21 protein-coding genes are annotated in these 20,821 nt (G+C 65.0%); 14 read left to right on the forward strand and 7 right to left on the reverse strand.

The window, feature by feature from the left end; all coding sequences use genetic code 11:
* The 6 genes from JWR89_RS17990 to JWR89_RS18015 form a co-directional block, all read left to right on the forward strand.
* The coding region (locus JWR89_RS17990; RefSeq protein WP_299718580.1) for a VWA domain-containing protein at positions 1-1,113 on the forward strand (1,113 nt) is incomplete at its 5' end.
* Between the two features lie 19 nt (positions 1,114-1,132).
* The gene (locus tag JWR89_RS17995) at positions 1,133-1,462 is read left to right on the forward strand and encodes an XdhC family protein (protein WP_299718582.1); all 330 of its coding nucleotides are present in this window, start codon (positions 1,133-1,135) and stop codon (positions 1,460-1,462) included.
* Positions 1,459-2,151, forward strand: coding sequence for an XdhC family protein (locus JWR89_RS18000; protein WP_299718585.1), 693 nt, complete (start codon positions 1,459-1,461; stop codon positions 2,149-2,151). Before JWR89_RS17995 ends, JWR89_RS18000 begins: the two co-directional genes overlap by 4 nt.
* Positions 2,148-3,752 carry a molybdopterin-binding/glycosyltransferase family 2 protein gene (locus tag JWR89_RS18005; protein WP_299718587.1) on the forward strand — a complete coding sequence of 535 codons (1,605 nt, stop codon included), beginning with the start codon at positions 2,148-2,150 and terminating at the stop codon, positions 3,750-3,752. Before JWR89_RS18000 ends, JWR89_RS18005 begins: the two co-directional genes overlap by 4 nt.
* 244 nt (positions 3,753-3,996) lie before the next feature.
* On the forward strand, positions 3,997-4,317 hold the full coding sequence (locus tag JWR89_RS18010; protein ID WP_299718589.1) for a DUF4189 domain-containing protein: 321 nt from the start codon (positions 3,997-3,999) through the stop codon (positions 4,315-4,317).
* A gap of 54 nt (positions 4,318-4,371) precedes the next feature.
* Positions 4,372-5,697 (forward strand): adenylate/guanylate cyclase domain-containing protein, encoded by a 1,326-nt coding sequence (locus tag JWR89_RS18015; RefSeq protein ID WP_299718591.1) that lies wholly within the window; start codon positions 4,372-4,374, stop codon positions 5,695-5,697.
* A 7-nt stretch (positions 5,698-5,704) separates the two neighbouring features.
* Here the strand turns inward: JWR89_RS18015 and bcsS are convergent, their stop codons facing one another.
* Positions 5,705-6,565, reverse strand: coding sequence for a cellulose biosynthesis protein BcsS (bcsS, locus tag JWR89_RS18020; protein WP_299718593.1), 861 nt, complete (start codon positions 6,563-6,565; stop codon positions 5,705-5,707).
* Positions 6,566-6,872: 307 nt separating this feature from the next.
* Here bcsS and JWR89_RS18025 point away from each other — a divergent pair, with 307 nt between their 5' ends.
* The 4 genes from JWR89_RS18025 to JWR89_RS18040 are packed head-to-tail and all read left to right on the forward strand — an operon-like array spanning position 6,873 to position 10,481.
* Entirely contained in the window at positions 6,873-7,598 is a 726-nt protein-coding gene (locus JWR89_RS18025; RefSeq protein WP_299718594.1) for a TetR/AcrR family transcriptional regulator, read from the forward strand.
* Positions 7,595-8,383, forward strand: coding sequence for an efflux RND transporter periplasmic adaptor subunit (locus JWR89_RS18030; RefSeq protein ID WP_299718596.1), 789 nt, complete (start codon positions 7,595-7,597; stop codon positions 8,381-8,383). The genes JWR89_RS18025 and JWR89_RS18030 overlap by 4 nt, the downstream gene beginning before the upstream one ends.
* Positions 8,380-9,324, forward strand: coding sequence for an ABC transporter ATP-binding protein (locus tag JWR89_RS18035; protein ID WP_299718597.1), 945 nt, complete (start codon positions 8,380-8,382; stop codon positions 9,322-9,324). The genes JWR89_RS18030 and JWR89_RS18035 overlap by 4 nt, the downstream gene beginning before the upstream one ends.
* On the forward strand, positions 9,321-10,481 hold the full coding sequence (locus JWR89_RS18040; protein WP_299718598.1) for an ABC transporter permease: 1,161 nt from the start codon (positions 9,321-9,323) through the stop codon (positions 10,479-10,481). The genes JWR89_RS18035 and JWR89_RS18040 overlap by 4 nt, the downstream gene beginning before the upstream one ends.
* A 223-nt stretch (positions 10,482-10,704) precedes the next feature.
* Here the strand turns inward: JWR89_RS18040 and JWR89_RS18045 are convergent, their stop codons facing one another.
* Positions 10,705-11,166 carry a DUF488 domain-containing protein gene (locus JWR89_RS18045; RefSeq protein WP_299718599.1) on the reverse strand — a complete coding sequence of 154 codons (462 nt, stop codon included), beginning with the start codon at positions 11,164-11,166 and terminating at the stop codon, positions 10,705-10,707.
* 24 nt (positions 11,167-11,190) lie between these two features.
* Positions 11,191-12,015, reverse strand: a complete 825-nt coding sequence (locus tag JWR89_RS18050) for a DUF72 domain-containing protein (protein WP_299718600.1) — start codon at positions 12,013-12,015, stop codon at positions 11,191-11,193.
* A 196-nt stretch (positions 12,016-12,211) separates the two neighbouring features.
* On the opposite strand from JWR89_RS18050, the gene JWR89_RS18055 reads away from it, so the two are divergent.
* Positions 12,212-13,837 carry a sensor domain-containing diguanylate cyclase gene (locus JWR89_RS18055; RefSeq protein ID WP_299718626.1) on the forward strand — a complete coding sequence of 542 codons (1,626 nt, stop codon included), beginning with the start codon at positions 12,212-12,214 and terminating at the stop codon, positions 13,835-13,837.
* Positions 13,838-13,845: 8 nt separating this feature from the next.
* Here the strand turns inward: JWR89_RS18055 and JWR89_RS18060 are convergent, their stop codons facing one another.
* Positions 13,846-15,150 carry a M20/M25/M40 family metallo-hydrolase gene (locus JWR89_RS18060; RefSeq protein WP_299718601.1) on the reverse strand — a complete coding sequence of 435 codons (1,305 nt, stop codon included), beginning with the start codon at positions 15,148-15,150 and terminating at the stop codon, positions 13,846-13,848.
* A 389-nt stretch (positions 15,151-15,539) separates the two neighbouring features.
* Here JWR89_RS18060 and JWR89_RS18065 point away from each other — a divergent pair, with 389 nt between their 5' ends.
* From JWR89_RS18065 to JWR89_RS18075, 3 genes are all read left to right on the forward strand, one after another.
* Positions 15,540-16,673, forward strand: coding sequence for a glycosyltransferase family 2 protein (locus tag JWR89_RS18065; protein ID WP_299718603.1), 1,134 nt, complete (start codon positions 15,540-15,542; stop codon positions 16,671-16,673).
* A 7-nt stretch (positions 16,674-16,680) separates the two neighbouring features.
* A complete protein-coding gene (locus tag JWR89_RS18070) occupies positions 16,681-18,189 on the forward strand; it encodes a glycosyltransferase family 39 protein (RefSeq protein WP_299718605.1) in 1,509 nt (502 codons plus the stop codon).
* A 91-nt stretch (positions 18,190-18,280) separates the two neighbouring features.
* Entirely contained in the window at positions 18,281-18,727 is a 447-nt protein-coding gene (locus JWR89_RS18075) for a helix-turn-helix transcriptional regulator (RefSeq protein WP_299718607.1), read from the forward strand.
* On the opposite strand, the gene phhA is transcribed toward JWR89_RS18075, so the two are convergent.
* From phhA to JWR89_RS18090, 3 genes are all read right to left on the reverse strand, one after another.
* Positions 18,713-19,615: a phenylalanine 4-monooxygenase gene (gene phhA, locus JWR89_RS18080; RefSeq protein ID WP_299718609.1), complete on the reverse strand. Its 903-nt coding sequence runs from the start codon at positions 19,613-19,615 to the stop codon at positions 18,713-18,715. The two genes, JWR89_RS18075 and phhA, sit on opposite strands and share 15 nt — an antisense overlap.
* Positions 19,616-19,741: 126 nt before the next feature.
* The gene (locus JWR89_RS18085) at positions 19,742-20,203 is read right to left on the reverse strand and encodes a carboxymuconolactone decarboxylase family protein (protein ID WP_299718611.1); all 462 of its coding nucleotides are present in this window, start codon (positions 20,201-20,203) and stop codon (positions 19,742-19,744) included.
* Positions 20,204-20,236: 33 nt separating this feature from the next.
* Positions 20,237-20,740, reverse strand: a complete 504-nt coding sequence (locus JWR89_RS18090) for an Rrf2 family transcriptional regulator (protein ID WP_299718612.1) — start codon at positions 20,738-20,740, stop codon at positions 20,237-20,239.
* Between the last annotated feature and the right edge of the window lie 81 nt (positions 20,741-20,821).

Raw genomic sequence — 20,821 nt, forward strand, 5'->3', positions numbered from 1 at the left:
GTCGGGCCGGGCGCGGTGATCGATGCGCTGAACGCTTTGCAGGTGATCGAGATCGGCCATCGCGCCGACGTGTTCACGACGCTGCAGGCGATCTTTGTGAAGCGTCATGAGCACGCGCTGGTGTTCGCGCAGGCGTTCGACCTGTTCTTCCGCGCCGCCGACGAATGGAAGCAGCTGCTCGATTCGGTGCCGCTGCCGGATCAGGCCAAGAAACCGCCACCGCCGGCCTCGCGCCGGGTCCAGGAAGCGATGGCCAAGCCGGCGATGTCGGAAGCTGAGCGGGAGCCCGAACAGCAGGAAATCAAACTTTCGGTGTCCGACCGCGAGGTGCTGCAGAAGAAAGACTTTGCTCAGATGTCTGCGGCTGAGATCGCGCAGGTCACCCGCGCCATCGCGCAGATGAACCTGCCGCAGGCCGAACTGCGCACCCGCCGCTTCCAGCCCGATGCGCGCGGGCGGAAGCTCGACCTGCGCCGCACTTTGCGCGGCTCGTTGCGCACCGGCGGCGACATCGTCGATATCCGCCGCCTTGGGCTGATCGACCGCCCGGCGCCGATCGTGGCGCTGCTCGATATCTCCGGCTCGATGAGCGAATACACACGGCTGTTCCTGCACTTCCTGCATGCGATCACCGACGCGCGCAAACGCGTCTCGGTATTCCTGTTCGGCACAAGGCTGACCAATGTGACGCGGGCGCTGCGGGCGCGCGATCCCGACGAGGCGCTGGCGAGTTGTTCATCGACGGTCGAGGACTGGGCCGGCGGCACGCGGATTTCGGAGTCGCTGCATACCTTCAACAAATTGTGGGGCCGCCGCGTGCTGGGCCAGGGCGCCATCGTGCTCCTGATCTCCGACGGGCTGGAACGCGAGGCCGATTCGCGCCTCACTTTCGAGATGGACCGGCTGCACCGTTCGTGCCGCCGCCTGATCTGGCTCAATCCCTTGCTGCGCTTCGACGGCTTCGAGCCGAAGGCGCAGGGCATCAAAATGATGCTGCCGCACGTTGACGAATTCCGTCCGGTACATAATTTGAGTTCGATGGAAGGGCTGATCAAGGCACTGTCCGCACCGCCGCCGGTGCACCACCGCAGCCTGATCCGCCCCGCCGCCTGAATCTTTGAAAGAGGCTCCCATGCTGAACCGCGACGAAGACATCCTGCAGGCGGCCGAGGCCTGGCAGAAGGCCGGCCACGGCGTAGCGCTGGCGACCGTGGTGGAGACCTGGGGCTCGGCGCCGCGCCCGGCCGGCTCCAGCCTGGTCATCAACGATGACGGCACCTTCCTGGGCTCGGTGTCCGGCGGCTGCGTCGAAGGTGCCGTGGTCACCGAGGCGCTCGATGTGATCGCATCCGGCGCGCCAAAGATGCTGGAATTCGGCGTCGCCGACGAGACCGCATGGAACGTCGGCCTGTCCTGCGGCGGCACGATCCGCGTGTTCGTCGAGAAAGTCGGCCAGTCGTGAAGCTTGAGACGCTCAGCCACATCAATATCGAGCGCGCCGCGCGCCGCCCGGTGATCGTGGTCACCGACGTCGCCAATGGCGAGCAGCGGCTGGTCAAGGCCGCGGACTTCGCCGCCGATCCGCTGCACGCCGAACTCGACAGGCAGTTGCGCATGGGCAAGAGCGCGATGATCGAGGTGGACGGCAAGAAGCTGTTTCTCAACGTCTACGCGCCGACCGCGCGGCTCGTCATCATCGGCGCCGTCCATATCAGCCAGGCGCTGGCGCCGCTGGCGCGTTCGCTGGATTACGATGTCACGGTGGTCGATCCGCGCACCGCGTTCGCCAGCCCGGAACGGTTTCCCGACGTGTCGCTGATCCCCGAGTGGCCCGACGTGGCGCTGCCGCCGCTCAATATCGATCACTACACGGCGTTCGTCGCCGTCACCCATGATCCGAAGATCGACGATCCCGCGCTGCTGCACGCCTTCGCGCGCAACTGCTTCTATATCGGCGCGCTCGGCTCGCGAAAGACCCACGCCAAGCGCGGCGACCGGTTGAAGGCGCAGGGCGCCACCGACGCTGATATCGCCAAAATCCACGCGCCGATCGGGCTCAACATCGGCGCGGTGTCGCCGTCGGAAATCGCGGTGTCGATCATGGCGCAGATCACCGCCGAACTTCGCCTGCCGAAAGCGAGCGCGGCATGAAGTTCGGTCCCGCCAGCCCGGCGGATGCATTGGGCGGCGTTACCGTCCACACGCTGCGCCAGGGCGATCTCGTGCTCAAGAAGGGCACCACCATCGGCGCCGATGAAGTCGCGGCACTCGCGCGCGCCGGCGTCAAGGAAGTCGTGGTGGTGCGCCTAGAAGACGGCGATGTCTCGGAAGACGTTGCCGCAGCCTCCATCGCGCAGGCGGTGGCGGGCGAGGGCGTCCATGTCGAGCGCGCCTTCACCGGCCGCGCCAACCTGTTCGCGGCGCATCCCGGCGTGCTGGTGGTCGACCGTGCCATCGTCGATCGCATCAACGCCGTCGATGAAGCCATCACCTTTGCGACGCTGGCGGCCTACAAGCCGGTGGTCGAGGGCGAGATGATCGCCACGGTGAAGCTGATCCCTTTCGGCGTTGCGGGCACGTTGCGCGATGCCGCGGTGGAGGCCGCGAGCGGCGGCGCGATGCGGATTGCGCCTTTCACGGTCAGCAAGGTCGGCGTCGTCTCGACGCTGCTGCCCGGGCTGTCGCCAAAAGTAATCGACAAGACGCTACGCGTCACCGCCGAACGGCTGGCGCCGGCCGGCGCCAAAATCATTGCCGAACGCCGCGTCCCCCATGACGAGGACGCGTTGGCAAAGTCGGTCCAGGAATTACTCGGCCTCGGCGCCGAACTGGTCATCGTATTCGGCGCCTCCGCGATTGCGGACCGGCGCGACGTGATCCCGGCGGCGATCGAGCAGGTCGGCGGTGCCATCGAGCATTTCGGCATGCCGGTCGATCCCGGCAATCTCTTGCTGATCGGCCGGATCGGCGGCGTGCCGGTGCTGGGCGCGCCGGGCTGCGCGCGCTCGCCAGTGGAGAACGGTTTTGACTGGGTGCTGATGCGGTTGCTGGCCGGCATCCCCGTCAGCCGCGCGGATCTCACCGGCATGGGCGTCGGCGGCCTGCTGATGGAAATCGTTACCCGGCCGCAGCCGCGGGTGCCTGTGGGTACCGACGGCAACCGCAACGTCGCGGCGATCATCCTCGCCGCCGGGCGTTCGACCCGGATGGGCGGGCCGAACAAGCTGCTCGCCGAACTGAACGGCAAGACGCTGGTGCGGATCGTCGCCGAGCAGGCGGCGGCCTCGCGCGCCAGCAGCGTCACGGTGGTCACCGGCCATCAGGCTGCGGAAGTCGAGAAGGCGCTGGCCGGGATGAAGGTCACCTTCGTGTACAATCCGGATTACGCCGACGGACTCGCCAGCTCGGTGAAGGCCGGCATCGCCGCCGTGCCGAAGGACGCCGACGGCGCTGTGGTCTGTCTCGGCGACATGCCGCTGATCGACACGAAACTGATCGACCGGCTGATCGAGGCCTTCGCGCCGGACCGCGGCAGCTTGATCGCCGTTCCGGTCAGCGATGGCCGCCGCGGCAATCCGGTACTGTGGTCGCGGCGCTTCTTCGGCGAGTTGATGACGCTGGACGGCGACATCGGCGCCCGGCATCTGATCATGAAGCATAGCGAGGCGATGGCCGAAGTGCCCGTCGAAGGCCACGCCGCCTTCCTCGACATCGACACGCCGCAGGCGCTCGCCGACGCGCGAAGGGGGTGATGTTCGTAGGGTGGGCAAAGGCGCGCTTGCGCCGTGCCCACCAATCATGCGCGGCGTTCGGTGTGGTGGGCGCGCTTCGCTTTGCCCACCCTACGGCCGACGGCGCCATCGCATCGGGAACTCGTTCACCCAATTGAAACGCCTGCGCTGTAGCTTCCTCCTATTGGATTGAACCTCGGGGGAGGGGACTTTGCCTGTTATCGCTGCGCGCCTTCGCGCGTTTTTTGTTGCTGCCTTTATTTTGATGCTTGCTCCACAATTCGCCATGGCTGCCGGCGCGCTGGCGGTCGGTAAATGCGGCGCCTATGGCCAGGCGTTCGATTTTCCTGCCCAGGAAGCCGCGCTGGCCGCGGCGAAGAAACAGTGCAAGGGCGACTGCACCACCGTCACCATGAACCGCGCCTGCGCCGCCTTCGCGGTGGACATGAAGAATCCCTGCGGCGCGCATGGCTATGCGGTGACGCCGCGGATTTCCAGCTCGCTGAATGCCGCCACCAAGAAATGCTATGATTTCGGCGGCAAGGAATGCGTCATTCGGGCCTGGGCCTGCGACGCCAAGGGCTAGCCGGCAGCGGACAAAATCCTCGTTGAATCGGCCTGCGCCAGCTACGTTGCGACCATGATCCACATCGTTCGCAACTTCTTCGGGCCGGTGGCCAAGGCTCCGTCGCCGCTGCTTGCCGAATTTCGCCAGGCGCTGAGCCACGAAATGCTGCAGACCGAGCGCCTGAGGATCAAGGCGTTGATCGTCACCGTCGTCCTCGTGACCGTGACGCTGTCGGTGGCCTATCTCCTGACCCCGGAAAGCTTCGCGCGTATCTCCAATGGCCAATTCGATCTTGTGTCGTCCTATGTCACGACGATTCCGCTGCTGCTGTTCGAGTTCTTCATTCTTCACAAGGTCAACCAGCGTATCGCCACCGGCGGCGACATCGTGGTCGTGCGGCGCTATCTGAGCGCGCTGATCGAGACCAGCATCCCGACGGCGGTGCTGTATCTGCATATGGACTGGATGGGACCGACGCAGGCGCTGGCCTTCGGGGCGCCGCTGTCCTACTTCATCTTCATCATTCTCTCGACGTTGCGGCTCGATTTCTGGTTATCGACATTTACCGGCTTCGTGGCGGCTGCCCAGATGTTCGCCCTGGCGATGCTATACCACCCGGCGCAGTTCGCTTCCGATCCCCACCCGGACATCGCCTTTCAATCGATTCGAAGTTTGCTGATATTGCTCGGCGGCGTGCTCGCCGGCGCGGTCGGCGTGCAGTTGCGCCGGCAGTTCGAGGCGAGCATCGCGGCGACCGCGGCGCGCGACCGTGTCACCAACCTGTTCGGCCAGCACGTCTCGCCGCAGGTCGTGGAACGCCTGATGGCGTCGAGCCCCGGCGTTGCCGGCGAGACCCGGCATGTCGCCGTGATGTTCGTCGATATTCGCGCCTTCACGGCGGCGGCGCGGGTGCGCGCGCCGCACGAGGTGGTGGAGCGGCTCGACAGCGCCTTCGCGGTGCTGGTCGATGTGCTCGATCGTCACTCAGGCATCGTCAACAAGTTTCTCGGCGACGGATTTCTGGCGCTGTTCGGCGCGCCGATCGCGGATCCCGATGCGGCGCAGCGCGCGGTTGCAGCCGCACGCGAGATGTTGGCGGCGATGGAGAGCAGCAATATCGACAGCGAATGGCCGTTGCGGATCGGCATCGGGGTGCACATCGGGCCCGTGGTCGCCGGCAATGTCGGGTCGCCGCGTCGCAAGGAATACACCGTGATCGGCGACACCGTGAATTTTGCATCGAGGCTGGAATCCCTCAACAAGGAGTTCGGTTCGCAATTGCTGATCTCGGCGGCGGTGCGCGAGGCGCTGGGTCAGCATGGCAGCGATGCGGTGCTGCTCGGCGAAGTGCCGATCCGCGGCTATGACGATCCGCAGGCGATCTGGCGGCTGTACTGACACCGGATCAGTTGTCGAAGAACGGTTCGCGCGGCGGCCGCAGCAGGATGCCGAGCCGGCCGTAGATGCCTTCGCGCTGCCCGCTGTCCTGGATGTGGCCGACCGCGAGCGACCATTCGAAGTGGCCGGTGCGGAGCCCGGTGACGTGCACGCCGAGGCGGCGTTGCGCGCTGTAGAAGTCGCGCGCATACGCAGCCTCCGGGCCGACCCAGAACCGGTCGAACAGCCGCCATCCGGCGGCGATGCGGGTGGTGAAGCCGTCGTCGATCGTCGTGGCGGACAGCGCGTATTGCAGCATCAATGCGCGGGTCGGCTCCGCCCACACGTCGGCGGCGAAGCGGGCGCCGATCTTGTTGCTGACGCCGGTGAGCCGCCGGTTGGTCAGTTGATAATCGGCTTCCACTTGCGGACCGGCCAGCACCTGCACTTCCAGATTGCCGAATTTCAGCCGCCACCCCGGCATCACGGAGCCACGAAAGATCTCGGTCTCGTAGCGCTTGGTCGGCGTGGTGAAGCGATCGAGGCTTTCCGATCCTGTGACGCGCAGGATGAAGCCATCCTTGTTGACGGAGTTGGGCGCCCACTGCAGCCCCGCATAGGCGCCGAACCCCCAGCGCCAGACGTCGAAGCCGGTGAAGTAGATCAGCCGCTCGGGCATCACCGGCGTGAGGAAATCCAGCGACCACCGCTTCGTTTCCGCGGGCTCGAACAGCACGGCCCAGCGCAATGGCTTCTTCTGGACGATCAAAGCGTCCTCATCGTCGTCGTCCGGGTCGTCGTCGGCCTGCTGCGCCAGCGCCGCGTGGACGTCGCCGGCCGTCATGGCCGCGACAAGGCACAGCGCGCGCAACACCGCCCCCCAACGCATCGATCCACGTCCCACGCAACAACAATGCAACTTGAGGTAGATTAAATCTGGGGATAAATCCGCGTCCAGCGTCGCGAAGAGAACGGGCGGAGAACGTGTGAAGAAAATTTTTGAGGACGATGACGTTGAGCAGCAGCGCTGGAGCTTTCGCGTTCCCCGGATGCCGCAGCGCGTCCGGTAGGCGGTTTTGATGCTGTCCTCGCCCTTCTGCAGCCTGGCATAGACGAAGTCGCCGGTGACGTCGGAAATCGCGCCCAAATTCCAGTCTTTACTTGATTATGACTGACTGGTCAGTCATACTTTCTCCATGAGCACATCCAGATCCAAACCGAAGGCGGGACGGACGACTCGCTCTGCCGATGCCGGGACGGTGGCTGCGACCAAGCCATCCAAAATCGCGGCGTCCCGGACCGTCGCGTCAAAGCCGCTGTCCGGTCGAGCGGCCAAGGCCGCGGAGCGCCGCGCGGCAATCGTCGCTGCCGGGCTCGACGAATTCGTCGCCCGCGGCTTTGCCGCCACCCGGCTCGACGACGTGGCAAAGCGCGCCGGCGTGGCCAAGGGGACGATCTACCTCTACTTCACCGACAAGGAGGCGCTGTTCCAGGAACTCGTGCGCTACGCGCTGGTGCCGTTGATTGAGCGGATGAGCGCGCCGCCGGCGGCCGGCGGCTCCGCCCGCGCCATGCTGGAGGGGTTTGCCGAGGGCTTTGTGCGCGATGTCGTGCAGACGCGACGCGGCGACATCTTGCGCCTGATCATCGCGGAAGGTGCGCGCTTCCCGTCATTGTCCGAATTCTATTATCGCGAAGTGGTGGCGCGGGGGATGGCCGGGATGCGGCAGTTGATCGAATACGGCATCGCACGCGGCGAAATCCACAATCCCGCGCTGCTGCAGTTTCCGCAGCTTCTGGTGGCCCCGGCGATGGTTGCGGTGATTTGGCAGGGGCTGTTCGCGCGGCTGTCACCGCTCGACGCGATGGCGATGTTGCAGGTTCATATCGATCTGATTTTCGGCGAACGGAGGACGGCATGAGGTCGTCACACAGCGCATACCAATGGCTGGGTATGCTGGTGCTTTGCGCGGCCCTGGCCGGCTGCAACGAACGCAAAGACCCAGGCTATCAGGGCTGGATCGAGGCCGACATGATCTTCGTCAGCCCCGATGAATCCGGCCGCGTCACCAAGCTCAATGTCCGCGAGGGCGACGAGGTGCAGGCCGGCGCGCCGCTTTATGCGGTGGACGACGATTTGCAGCAGGCCGATCTCAACCAGACCAACGCCACGCTGGCCAACGCCAAACAGACCTTCGAGCGCGCCCAGACGCTCAGCAAAACCGGCTCCGGCACCCAGGCCAACCTCGACGCGGCGGTATCGGCGCTGCGCGTCGCTGAGGCGCGGGTGAACACGTCGCAGACGCGGCTGACGCGGCGCAATGCCTTCGCACCGGTCAGCGGCACCATCCAGCAGATCTATTTTCGCGAAGGTGAAATGACGCCGGCCCAGCGGCCGGTGCTGTCGATCTTGCCGCCGGGCAACATGAAGGTACGATTCTATGTGCCGGAGATCGACCTCGCGAAACATGCCGTCGGCGACGAGGTTCGCGTCACCTGCGACAACTGCGCCACCGATCTGTCGGCCAAGATCTACTACATCGCTACAACGGCCGAATATACACCGCCGGTGATCTACAGCCTCGATGAGCGCAACAAGCTCGTCTATTTGGTGCAGGCGCGCCCCAACAAGCCGGCCAGCCTGCGCGTCGGCCAGCCGGTCAGCGTGTTCGCCCATGCGCCGATTCCCGTAGCGACCACGCGATGACCGAAGCCACCGTTGCCGCATCCGACATCGCCATCGAGGTGAAGGGCCTGACAAAATCGTTCAGCGGCCGCGAGGTGGTGCATGACCTCAGCATGCAGGTGAAACGCGGCACCATCTATGGCTTTCTCGGACCAAACGGCTCGGGCAAGACCACGACCATCCGCATGCTGTGCGGGCTGCTGACGCCGGACAGCGGCAGCGGCACCTGCCTCGGCTTCGACATCCTGCGCGAAGCCGACAAGATCAAGCGCCGGGTCGGCTACATGACCCAGCGCTTCAGCCTGTACCAGGACCTGTCGGTGCGCGAGAACCTGGAATTCGTAGCAAGGCTCTACGGCGTCCGCGACCCGCGCAAGGCGGCGCGCAACATGATCGCGCGGCTTGGCCTCAATGGCCGCGAGGAGCAACTGGCCGGCGAACTGTCAGGCGGCTGGAAGCAGCGTCTCGCGCTCGGCGCCTGCACTTTGCCCAATCCGCAGCTGCTGCTGCTCGACGAGCCCACCGCCGGCGTCGATCCGAAGGCACGACGTGACTTCTGGAACGAGATCCACGCGCTGGCGGCGCAGGGGCTGACCGTGCTGGTGTCGACCCATTACATGGACGAGGCCGAGCGTTGCCACGAGATCGCTTACATCGCCTACGGGCACCTGCTGGCGCACGGCACCGTCGAGCAGGTGATCGCGGCGTCATCGCTGGCGACCTGGACGGTCACCGGCGCGGGCCTCAACGAACTCGCGACTGATCTGACCGGCAAGCCCGGGGTCGACATGGTGGCTCCGTTCGGCACCAGCCTGCACGTTTCCGGGCGCGATCACGCCGCCCTTGAGTCGACCGTTGCCTCATATCGCGACCGGCCGGGGCAGCACTGGCAGCACGGCGCGCCGTCGCTAGAGGATGTGTTCATCGACCTGATGACCCGCGCCAAGGACAATTTTCAATGAGCGCCGCGGACGGACCGGATCGCGAGGTCAAGGAGCGGGCGTTTGGCTTCTGGCGGCGCAGCTATGCGATGCTGGTGAAGGAGTTCATCCAGTTGCGGCGCGACCGGGTGTCGTTTGCCATGATCGTGATGATCCCGGTGATGCAGTTGCTGCTGTTCGGCTACGCCATCAACACCACGCCGCGACATCTGCCCACCGCGGTGCTGCTGCAGGAGGACAGTGACCTCGGTCGATCGATCCTGAAAGCGCTGGAGAACACTACGTATTTCCACTTCACCCATGAGGTGCACACGGTGGCCGAGTTCGACGCGCTGTTGCTGTCGGGAAAGGTGCTGTTCGGCGTCGAGATCCCGCGCGGCTTCGAGCGCGCGGTGCGGCGCGGGGATCGTCCGGCGCTGCTGGTCGCCGCCGACGCGACCGATCCGGTGGCGGCCGGATCGGCACTGGGTGCGCTGGGGCAAGTGATGCAGACGGCCTTGCAGCACGACCTGTTCGTCGGCGATCCCGCCACGCTGCCGTTCGAGATCCGGGCGCATGCGCGCTACAATCCGGCGGGGTCGTCGCGGCTCAACATCGTGCCGGGGCTGGTCGGTACCATCCTGACCATGACCATGCTGATCTTCACCGCGCTGTCGGTGACCCGCGAGATCGAGCGCGGCACCATGGAAAACCTGCTGTCGATGCCGATCACCCCGGTGGAGGTCATGCTCGGCAAGATCGTGCCCTATGTGCTGGTCGGCTTTATCCAGGCGACATTGATCATCGGCATCGGCGTGTTGCTGTTCGGCGTGCCGGTGCAGGGCAGTCTGCTGCTGCTGGCGCTGCTCAGCACGTTGTTCATCACCACCAATCTCTCGATAGGCTACACCTTTTCCACCATCGTGCAGAACCAGCTGCAGGCGATGCAGCTGTCGATGATGTTCTTCCTGCCCAGCATCCTGCTGTCCGGCTTCATGTTTCCGTTCGCGGGGATGCCGGTGTGGGCGCAGTATCTCGGCGAGGGCCTGCCGCTGACGCATTACGTGCGGATCGTCCGCGCCATCATGCTGAAGGGCGCGACGCTCGAAAACCTGCGTTACGACGCCCTTGCGCTGGCAGTACTGATGCTGCTGGCGATGACCATCGCGGTGACGCGCTTCCGTCGCACGCTGGACTAGCTCAGTCGCGGTGTAGCGTTCGCCGTGGCCGGATCACCACGCTGATCCGGCCGTAGACGCCTTCGCGCCGCTAGCTGTCCCACACCTGGCCGGCGGCGATCGACCATTCGTATTCGTCGCTGCGCAAGCCGGTGCATGCCCCCGGTCAGAACGTCAAACGGCGGGTGGGACGGCCGGCGTCCAGCGGCGCCGGGAGAATGATCGATGAACGCTCCGCAAAAATTCAGAGCTGCGGCGGTAGCAGGTTCTCGATACGGACGCCTTCGCGGCCTTCGATGATCTCGGCAATCATCTGCCGGTGGCAGTGCGTGTGATCGCGCTCGTAGCATAGCAGGCAGACCGGGCCGGCCTTCATCGCCAGCGACGCCAACTCGTCGAGTTCTTCCTTGGCTTGCGGCAGCTTCAGATGCGCCCGGTAGATCCGCTGCATCTCGCTGAACTTGCCGCTGCGCGCGGCCTCGCGGCCGTCCTTCGGGGTGCCCAGACCGCGCAGGTGGACATAGCCGATGCCGCGCTCGTCGAGTTCGGCGGCGAGCTGCGTCTTGGAAAAGCCGGGGCGGCGCGAGGCGGCGACCGCGCGGACGTCGACCAGCAGTTTGACGCCCGCCTGCTGCAATTCGTCGAGCACAATCTTGGCTGGCGTTTGCTCATAGCCAATGGTGAAGAGTTTCGCAGGCTTCGCCATCCTTACCTCTCACAACCTGGTCGGCTACTTGAGCCGCTCGATCAACGCCATCGCGCCGGCGGGTGCGCGCACCTTGGCTTCGTGGATGACGTAAGCGAACACGTCACGCGGCTGCTTCTTGGCCTTGGGCTTATCGACGCGCGGCAGGTCGTCCGGTTCGCCGCCCTGGGCCCAGGTCTGCAGCCGCTTGGTCCAGGCATCCAGCGCCTTCGGCGGGTAGGCGGTTTTGATGCTGTCCTCGCCCTTCTGCAGCCGCGCATAGACGAAGTCGCCGGTGACGTCGGAGATCGCGGGGTAGGTGGCGTGTTCGGAGAACACCACGGGGGTCTTGAACTGCCGCAGCAGCGCGGTGAATTCCGGCACGCAAAAACTGTCGTGGCGCACCTCGACCACATGGCGCAGTTGGCGGCCTTCGAGCTCGCGCGGCAGCAAGTCGAGGAACGCGCCAAAATCCACCGGGTCGAACCTTTTCGTCGGCGCGAATTGCCACAGCACCGGGCCGAGCTTGTCGCCGAGTTCGAGCACGCCGGAATCGTAGAACCGCTGCACGGACTCGCCAGCTTCGGCGAGCACGCGGCGGTTGGTAGCGAAGCGCGGGCCCTTCAGCGAGAACACGAAACCGTCCGGCACCTCGCGCGCCCATTTGCGAAAGCTTTCCGGCTTCTGCGAGCCGTAGAAGGTGCCGTTGATCTCGATCGAGGTCAGCTTCGAGGCGGCGTAACTCAGCTCCTTCGCCTGGGTCAGCCTTTCCGGATAGAACACGCCGCGCCACGGCGCGAAAGTCCAGCCGCCGATGCCGACATAGATACCGCCCGACTTTCCCGCAGTGCGGTGCACACCCTTGGTCACGCGCTTCCCTCTTTCGCAGAATGTATTGAAAACGAAGACTAAAGCGACGCCGCGCCGCCTACAAGGCGGACCTGGGAGTGTTCTATTTTGCTCATGATTTGTGAACCACAAGCGGCGAATTCACATTGGCCTTAACGCTTTGCACTGCCCCGGGAGCACTAAGATAACGCAACAATGCAGGGTGAATGCCTTGGCGATGGTGGAAACGATCAGGCGGGTGAGAAAGATGCTCCGGTCGCGTGCCGCTGCCGGCGCTCGCGACAGGCCCGCACGGGCGTGGACGCAATCGCACCATCGGCTGACGGCCCCGGTTGTTTTGTTGGCACTCTGCTTTTCCGCGGTATGCGGGTGGATTTTGCTGGAAGGGCGCCGCGCCACGGAGGCGCGGGCGGCCGAGGTCGCCACCAGCCTCGTCAGCTCGCTCAGGGCCGACATCGCCCGCAACGTGGAAACCCTGAACCTGTCGCTCGAAGCGGTGGTGAACAATCTGAAGCTGCCGGGTCTCGATCGCCTCACTCCGGAGATGCGTCAGCAGGTGCTGTTCGATCATTCAGCGACCGTTCGTTATCTGACATCGATGCTCATCATCGACGAAACGGGTAAGATCACGCTCGATTCGAGAAACAGCCAGCCATCGCAGCAGAACCTCTCCGACCGCGACTATTTTCAGATCCACAGGGACAACGACTCCGTCGGTCTTTTTATCAGCCGGTCGTTCAAGTCCCGTCTGAGCGACCGCATGCTGGTCGGGTTCAGCCGGCGGCTGTCGCATCCGGACGGCTCGTTTGCCGGCGTGGTGCTTGGCGCCATGCTGCAGGATTATTTCCAGTCGGGCTTCAAGGATATTTCGCTCGGCCCCAACGGCACGGTGACGCTGGCGCGCACCGACGGCGTCGTGCTGATGCGCTGGCCCTACCGCGAGGATTCTGTCGGCAGCAGTTTGAAGCGGGCCGAACTATTCGTTCAGTTTCAGCAGGCCAGCAGCGGCCAGTATGAATCCCCGGGAGAACTGGACGGTGTCAAACGGCTGTTCGTATATGGCCAGGTGGCCGACCTGCCGCTGATCGTCGTGGTCGGCCAGTCGCTCGACGACATCTTCGCGCCGTGGTGGCGCCAGGCGCTGGCCATCGGCGCACTGATGGTGGTGCTTTGCGCGGTGACGGTCGTGTTGGCGATGTCGCTGAATCGCGAGCTGACGCGGCGCAACGCCGCGGAAAGGAAGCTCATCGTTCTGGCCACCATTGACGGGCTCACCGGTCTCGCCAACCGGCGACATTTCAGCCGGACGCTAGCCTATGAATGGCGCCGCGCCATGCGTGGCCGCGTCCCTGTCGCGCTGCTGATGATCGACGCCGACAAGTTCAAACTCTTCAACGACAGCCATGGCCATCAGGCGGGCGACCGACTGCTGCAAGCCATTGCGGCGTCGATTGCTGCGAACGTGAAACGTCCCTCGGATCTGGGTGCGCGCTATGGCGGCGACGAGTTTGCCGTTCTGCTGCCCGACACCTCTCTTGGCGACGCGGCGGCGCTTGCCGAACGGATTTGCCAGGATCTGAGTGTCTGCTGCCGCGCGGACCAGATCCAGCGCGGCCACGCACATTTGAGTATCGGAGTCGCATCTCTCGTCCCTGGGAGGGGCGCCAAGCATCGGGATCTCGTCGCTGCCGCCGACAAGGCGCTCTACAGGGCCAAGCACCTCGGCCGCAATCGCATTGAATTGGCGACGATGGAGGATGCCGGTGCGCTGGCGCCTGAAGCGGGTCCGCAGACGGACGACGATGCCCGTGCTGCCCCTGAAGGAACTTCCGCCGTTGCGTAGCTGCCGCGCTAGTGCCGAGCAGGCAGCACCGGCTTGGTGACCCCATCGACGCCGGACAGCACCAGCATGGTGAGCAGGGCGTTCTGCGGCCCGAACCAGGCATTTACCGGGCGATACCATTCGTTGCGCGAGTGCCAGTTACCGCCTTCGCCGCCGCCGCCGATGGTGACCGCGGGAATGCCGAGCGACATCGCGAGATTGGAGTCGGTGCTGGAACCGGCGAAGGTGACGCGGGGCGCCTTGGTGAGGATGGTGACCGCGCGCTGGGTCGCCTGCACGATCGGCGAATCCTCGGCGACGATGCCGGCGGGACGATCACCGATCAGCTTGATGTCGACGCTGAGCTTGTCCGACTGCCAGCGTTGGTTCTCATCAACCACCGCCTGCTTGACCTGATCGAGCAGGCGCGCTTCCAGCTTCAGCAGTTCCTCGGTGGAGTTGGAGCGCATATCGACCGCCATCCGTGCCTCCGCGGCGATCGCATTGACCGAGGTGCCGCCGCTGACCGTGCCGACCGTGAAGGTGGTCTTCGGGTCCGAGGGGGTCTGCAACTCGGCGATCTTGGCGACCGCGCGCCCCAGCGCATGGGTCGCGCTCGGCAGGCCGAACTCCTGGAAGCTGTGGCCGCCCGGGCCCTTGAAGATCATCTCGAAGCGATGGCTGCCGGTGCCCTGGTTGACCACGCGGGTGACGCCGAGGCCGTCGATGGAAATGAAGCCGTCGATGTCCTTGTGATCGCGAAACAGCGCTTTGACGCCGCGCAGATTGCCGAGCTCTTCCTCGCCGACGCTGGCAACGAACATGATGTCGCCGACCGTGGTGATCTGCTGCTTGTTCAGTGCATCAAGCAGCGACAGCATCGCGGCTAGCCCGCGCGCGTCGTCGCCGATGCCCGGCGCAAAGTAGGTGCCGTCCTTTTCCTTGACGGTGACGTCGGTGCCTTCCGGAAACACCGTGTCCTGATGCGCGGAGACGACAAGCTTCGGCGTGCCGGCGCTGCCCTTGCGCAGCGCAATGACGTTGCCTTCGCTGTCGATGGCGGCGTCCTTCAGCCCGAGTTCCTGGAAGCGCTTCAGCAGATAGGCGCCGCGCGCCTGCTCCTTGTAGGGCGGGGCGGGAATTTCGGTGATGCGCTTCTGCTCGTCCAGCGCGCGGCCGTCGTCGGCCTTGATGACCTCCAGCGCCTTGGCCACCTTGCCGTCGGCCAGTACGGCCGCGGTGGCCGCATCGATAGGGCCCTCGGCCATCGCGCACGGCGAACCCGCCAGCGTCAGCGATGCGGCGACGAACAACAACTTAAGGGTAGGGGTCATGGAATCTCCGTTGGGCCGGTACGCAGGGATCAGGGCAAGATCCGCAGGTGGCGGCCTTCTTTACCGCTGCCCCTTGTGGCAAATCCCGCACCACGCGGGAAGGCCGATCCCCGGCGGGGGCCATGCTGACTGCTATTTAACTCTCCCCTTGCGCTTTGGCTCGATGCCCCCTATCTTGCCTCCAACGGCGACGTCGATGCTTCATAAGCCTCCGGCGCTGGGACGACCCTGGAATAGCTCGGTAGCGCCGGATGTACGCGCGCCACGTTGTTCGGGGTCGTTGGCATTTTTGGGCCACTTTCGCCCCATTTCCCTCGATACCGGTTGATCTGAGCGCTTGTTCCGCAGCCGCCTTGGCATGGTCCGGCGCGGCAGATATATGCTGGCCCATGAATGAAGCCATCAGACCGGGGCCCGGACAGCCAACGCAAGCGGGAACTCCGTTGCGGCTCTCCGTGATTGTTCCCACCTTCAACGAACGCGACAACGTCGTCACTCTGGTGCAACGGCTCGATGTCGCGCTGGCCGGCATCGCCTGGGAAGTCATCTTCGTCGATGACAACTCACCGGACGGGACGTCCGACGTAGTGCGCATGCTGGCGCGGCAGGACCCCCGGGTGCGCTGCATCCGGCGCATCGGGCGGCGCGGCCTGTCCGGCGCCTGCATCGAGGGCATGCTGGCCTCCAGCGCGCCGGTCGCGGCGGTGATCGACGGCGACCTGCAGCACGACGAGACTCAGTTGGCGAAAATGCTCCGCCTGATCGAAGCCGGCAACGCCGAGCTGGTGATCGGCAGCCGCTATGTCGAAGGCGGCAGCGCCGACAGCTTCAACCAGCAGCGGCTCGGCGCCAGCATGTTCGCCACCGCCGTCGCCCAGCGCGTGTTGCGCGTGAAAATTGCCGACCCGATGAGCGGCTTCTTCATGATCCGCCGCGATCGTTTCGAACAACTGGCGCCGCAACTTTCGACGCAAGGCTTCAAAATTCTGCTCGACGTCGTCGCCACCGCACGCGGCGATCTGCGCGTGGTCGAGGTGCCCTATACGTTCGGCTCGCGCCTGCATGGCGAAAGCAAGCTCGATTCCATGGTGGCGCTGGACTTCCTCGGCCTGGTGCTGGCCAAGCTGACCAATGACATCGTGTCGCTGCGCTTCCTGCTGTTTGCGCTAGTCGGCTCGATCGGCCTGTTCGTGCATTTCGCGGCATTGTTCACCGCGCTTGAAGCGTTCGCGCTGCCGTTCGCCGAGGCGCAGGCCTGCGCCGCGCTGCTGGCGATGACCAGCAACTTCCTGCTCAACAATTTCCTGACCTACCGCGACCAGCGCCTGAAAGGCTTTGGCATCCTGCGCGGGTTGTTGCTGTTCTATCTCGTCTGCAGCGTCGGGCTGCTGGCCAATGTCGGCGTCGCCTTCTCGGTCTACGACCAGGAGCCGATCTGGTGGCTGGCCGGCGCGTCCGGCGCGCTGATGGGCGTGGTCTGGAACTACGCCATGTCCGGCCTGTTCGTCTGGCGCAAGCGGTGACGTCGCGATGACCGCGCAGGAGGTGCGGCTGGTCCGCGGCACGGCGGCGGTCGTCGTCGGCCTGGTGCTGCTGCGCCTGATTGCTGCGGCCTGGACGCCGCTGACCTTCGACGAAGCCTATTACTGGATGTGGTCGAAGCATCTCGCCGGCGGCTACTACGACCACCCGCCGATGGTCGCCGTGGTGATCTGGCTCGGGACGCTGATCGCGGGCGATACCGAATTCGGCGTTCGCGTCGTTTCGGTGCTGCTGGCGCTGCCGATGAGCTGGGCGGTCTATCGCACCGCGGAGCTGCTGTTTGGCGGCCAGCGCGTGGCGTGCAGCGCCACGTTGCTGCTCAACGCCACCCTGATGGCGGCGGCCGGCACCATGATCGTGACGCCCGACGCGCCGTTGCTGGTGGCCTCCAGCTTTGTGCTGCTGGCGCTCGCGCAGGTGCTGGCGACCGGGCAAGGGGCTTGGTGGATCGCGGTCGGCGTCGCGGTCGGTCTCGCGCTGCTATCAAAATACACCGCGCTGTTTTTCGGCCCGGCGATCCTGATCTGGCTGATCGCGGTGCCGAAGCTGCGGCGCTGGCTGCTGTCGCCGTGGCCCTATCTCGGCGGCATCGTGGCGCTGGCCGTATTCTCGCCCGTCATCCTGTGGAACGCCGATCACCAGTGGGTGTCGTTCATCAAGCAGCTCGGCCGGGCGCGGATTGCGCATTTCAATCCGGCCTTCGTCGCCGAATTGATCCCGACCCAGATCGCCTTTGCCACGCCGCTGGTTTTCGTCCTCGGCGCCATGGGGCTGTACGCGCTGGCGCGGCCGCATTCCGGCGCCTGGCCGGCGCGCACCCTGATCAACGCCACGCTGTGGACCATCGTGCTGTATTTCGTCTGGCACGCTTTGCATAACCGCGTCGAGGCCAACTGGTTTGCGCCGGTCTATCCGGCCTTCGCCATTGCCGCCGCCGTGGCCGCGCACGTCACGCCATGGAAACCGCGCGCGCGGCGCACCATCGACTTCTGTCTGCGCTGGGCGGGGCCCGGCGGCGTCATCCTGTTCACGGCGCTGGTGGTGCAGGCCAACACCGGGTTGTTGTCGGGCTATCGCCGCGACGCAACCGTGCGTAGCATTGGCGTCGGTTTCCCGGAACTCGCCGCAGAGATCGAAGCGGTGCGGCTGCGCATCGGCGCTTCCTGCGTGCTGGCGCCGGACTACGGCACCACGGGCTGGCTGGCGTTCTATCTGCCGAAGGGCACCTGCGTGACGCAGCACGGACAACGCATCCGCTGGGTCAACATGCCCGAGCCGAGCGCCGCGCAACTATCGGGAAAGCTCTTGCTGGTTGGCGAGCAGAACGCCGCAGCCTCGCCTGAGTGGCAGGCGCGATTCTCAATCATTGAGAAAGTCGGAGAACTGACGCGCAAGCGCGGGCCGCTGGTGATCGAGAAAGTCGAACTCGACGTGCTCGACGGCGCCAAAGGCGACCCGCTCGACCGCTCGCCGCCAGAGGAACTGGCCAAGCCATAACGCGGCCGAATAAAGTTCGTCGCCGATGAACCTAAACCCATGTTGCCGACGACCAATAGTCGCGGACAACTGAAATGGGCGGTTATTGGCAATGGAAAACACAGATTTCAACTCAAATGGTATTTCCGAACTCCCTTGCGAACCTGGCAAGGGCCAAGGTGCATCGACGGACATCACGGGCACCCACGAAGTGGGAGGCCTGCGCGGCGCGCGGATTGCGAGCGTCCTCGCGCAGATCAACGAGAGTTTTTCCGATCAGCAATTTTCCACCCGCGTGGTCGCCGAGAAGCTCGGCCTGTCGGTGCGCTACGTGCAGGATCTCCTGCAGGGCTCCGGCCTCAGCATCACCGATCGCATCATGGAGCTTCGGCTGGAGAAAGCCCGCGCCATGCTGATCGACGATCGGCAGTGCAATCTGAAGATCAGCGACGTCGCCGCGAGTTGCGGGTTCAACGAGCTGTCGTATTTCCATCGCAGCTTCCGTCGGCGCTTTGGCGCGTCTCCCGCCAAGTACCGTATCCAGTCAATGAACGGCTGATGCGGCACGCTTGTCGGTGAAATAGGCCAGCGTACCGCGGTGAATGACGCGGTCACTGGCGATGACCTGATCGGCCTCGATATCCGCCGCGCCGGCGAGACTGGTGTAGAGCGGACCGAAATCGCGATAGCTGTCCTCGAGCAGCTTCTCGAAGCTATCGATCACGAAGTAGCTCTGCTGAAAATCGTCGATGATGTAGTTGGTGCGCATCACCCGCTCCAGCTCAAAGCCGATCCGGTTCGGCGACGGATTTTCCAGCGCGAACACCGACTCCGTCGCCGATGACAAAATGCCCGCGCCGAAGATCCGCAGCCCGTCGGCGCTCTGCAACAGCCCGAATTCCACCGTGTACCAGTACAGCCGCGCCAGGTTCTTCAACTGGCCGAGTTGCAGCGCGCGGGCACCCCCCTGACCGTAGGCCTGCATGAAATCCGCATAGACCGGATTGGCCAGCAACGGCACATGGCCGAACACGTCGTGAAAAATGTCCGGCTCCTGCAAATAGTCCATCTCGTGCTCGGGGCGGATGAAGGCGCCGGCCGGGAAGCGGCGGTGCGCGAGGTGATCGAAAAACACGTCGTCGGGGACCAGTTCGGCGACCGGCACCACCTGCCAGCCGGTCAGCGGCTGCAGCTTGGCGCTGAGTTTTTCGAGGTCGGGAATTCCGGCCTCGGACAGTTGCAGCGTGTTCAGCGCGGCGAGGAATTCATCGCAGGCGCGGCCCTTCAGCACCGTCTGCGCGCGGGCGAACAGCCGGTCCCAGCGGTCGTGTTCGGCGGCGGAGTACGACGCCCAGTCCTGATCCAGCGTGAAATCCGGACGCCGCGGCGCGCGCAGGTAGCGGCTCTTTTCGGCGGACTCGTTCAATGCGTTGGCCGGTGCCGTCATCACGCTCTCCGATCGAAATGGTCCTTGTGAGATAAGGCGCTTTCGGCGGATTGTTCCAGTGACGGCCGGGCCGCGCAACGCAAAAGCCCGGCATCGCTGCCGGGCTCCGCTCCGCAAGACGCGGCTTCAGGCGGCCTTGGCGGCATCGATCGGATGCTGAACGCGGAAGCCGACGGCGAGCCGGTTCCAGATATTGATGGCGCCGATCGCCACCGTGATCTTGAAGCATTCCTGCTCGGAGAAATGCGCGCGCAGCGCTTCGTAGTCGGCATCCGGCGCGCGGGTCTGCGCCACCAGTGTCACGGCTTCGGTCCAGCCGAGCACGGCGCGTTCGCGCGGCGTGAATACCGGCGATTCCTGCCACACCGAGGTCAGGTTGATCCATTGTTCGGACAGACCGTCGCGCCGGGCTTCCTTGGCGTGCATGTCGACGCAAAAAGCGCAGCCGTTGATCTGCGAGGCCCGCAGCTTGATGAGGTGGATGATGGCGGGCTCCAGTCCCGCTTCCTTCACGACGTAGCGGTCGAGTGCGGCCACGGCCTTGTAGGCTTCGGGGACGGTGGTGACGATGTTGAGGCGGCTATGCATGGCAGTTCTCCTTTGGCTGGTGGGGTGAATGATTCAGGGCGCCGCGCGGCGCCGTTCGTTGATCGCGAGGAAGGCACAGCCGCGCGCGGCGATGGCACCACCAGCGTCCTCGGCGCTGACTTCCTTGAGCACGTCGGCGATGCTGACCTTCGCCAGTTCGGCGCGATAGGCGCGCTCGGCGCGCAGCATCGCGGCATTGATCCGGCACGGCGCCGCAGGCTTGCCGGGCAGCGGGTTGGGGCCGCGTTGGCGGATTTCGGCGCAGCGGAAGGCGGGCGCCTGCCCCTCGATGGCGAGCACGATGTCGAGCAGGCTGATCCGCGCCGGCTCCCGGGCGAGGCGATAGCCGCCGGTCGGTCCCGGCAGCGCGGCCAACACGCCGGCGCCGGACAGCGCTTGCAGGTGCTTGAGCAGGTAGCTGGGCGAAACCCCATGGAATTCGGCCAGCGCCGCTGCTGACAACACGCCTTCCGGCTGCAGCTGCGACAGCACGGTGACGCTGTGGATGGCCTGTTCGACGCCGTCGCTAAGCTTCATCGTGGAGCCTTTCCCATAATCGCAGATATTTAATATCCGTGATTAACCTCATCGTCAAGCGTTGTGGATTTCAACGCAATC

The sequence above is a fragment of the Tardiphaga sp. genome, from assembly GCF_028290785.1.
GTDB lineage: Bacteria > Pseudomonadota > Alphaproteobacteria > Rhizobiales > Xanthobacteraceae > Tardiphaga.

What these genes read in the sequence shown, in the direction of transcription:
- JWR89_RS18015 (WP_299718591.1), top strand. Translation starts at nt 4,372, where the DNA reads ATGATCCACATCGTTCGCAACTTCTTCGGGCCGGTGGCCAAGGCTCCG.
- JWR89_RS18040 (WP_299718598.1), top strand. Translation starts at nt 9,321, where the DNA reads ATGAGCGCCGCGGACGGACCGGATCGCGAGGTCAAGGAGCGGGCGTTT.
- JWR89_RS18065 (WP_299718603.1), top strand. Translation starts at nt 15,540, where the DNA reads ATGAATGAAGCCATCAGACCGGGGCCCGGACAGCCAACGCAAGCGGGA.
- JWR89_RS18085 (WP_299718611.1), bottom strand. Translation starts at nt 20,203, where the DNA reads ATGCATAGCCGCCTCAACATCGTCACCACCGTCCCCGAAGCCTACAAG.
- JWR89_RS17995 (WP_299718582.1), top strand. Translation starts at nt 1,133, where the DNA reads ATGCTGAACCGCGACGAAGACATCCTGCAGGCGGCCGAGGCCTGGCAG.
- JWR89_RS18035 (WP_299718597.1), top strand. Translation starts at nt 8,380, where the DNA reads ATGACCGAAGCCACCGTTGCCGCATCCGACATCGCCATCGAGGTGAAG.
- JWR89_RS18030 (WP_299718596.1), top strand. Translation starts at nt 7,595, where the DNA reads ATGAGGTCGTCACACAGCGCATACCAATGGCTGGGTATGCTGGTGCTT.
- JWR89_RS18005 (WP_299718587.1), top strand. Translation starts at nt 2,148, where the DNA reads ATGAAGTTCGGTCCCGCCAGCCCGGCGGATGCATTGGGCGGCGTTACC.
- JWR89_RS18010 (WP_299718589.1), top strand. Translation starts at nt 3,997, where the DNA reads ATGCTTGCTCCACAATTCGCCATGGCTGCCGGCGCGCTGGCGGTCGGT.
- bcsS (WP_299718593.1), bottom strand. Translation starts at nt 6,565, where the DNA reads ATGCGTTGGGGGGCGGTGTTGCGCGCGCTGTGCCTTGTCGCGGCCATG.
- JWR89_RS18075 (WP_299718607.1), top strand. Translation starts at nt 18,281, where the DNA reads ATGGAAAACACAGATTTCAACTCAAATGGTATTTCCGAACTCCCTTGC.
- JWR89_RS18070 (WP_299718605.1), top strand. Translation starts at nt 16,681, where the DNA reads ATGACCGCGCAGGAGGTGCGGCTGGTCCGCGGCACGGCGGCGGTCGTC.
- JWR89_RS18045 (WP_299718599.1), bottom strand. Translation starts at nt 11,166, where the DNA reads ATGGCGAAGCCTGCGAAACTCTTCACCATTGGCTATGAGCAAACGCCA.
- JWR89_RS18090 (WP_299718612.1), bottom strand. Translation starts at nt 20,740, where the DNA reads ATGAAGCTTAGCGACGGCGTCGAACAGGCCATCCACAGCGTCACCGTG.
- JWR89_RS18055 (WP_299718626.1), top strand. Translation starts at nt 12,212, where the DNA reads ATGGTGGAAACGATCAGGCGGGTGAGAAAGATGCTCCGGTCGCGTGCC.
- JWR89_RS18060 (WP_299718601.1), bottom strand. Translation starts at nt 15,150, where the DNA reads ATGACCCCTACCCTTAAGTTGTTGTTCGTCGCCGCATCGCTGACGCTG.
- JWR89_RS18025 (WP_299718594.1), top strand. Translation starts at nt 6,873, where the DNA reads ATGAGCACATCCAGATCCAAACCGAAGGCGGGACGGACGACTCGCTCT.
- phhA (WP_299718609.1), bottom strand. Translation starts at nt 19,615, where the DNA reads ATGACGGCACCGGCCAACGCATTGAACGAGTCCGCCGAAAAGAGCCGC.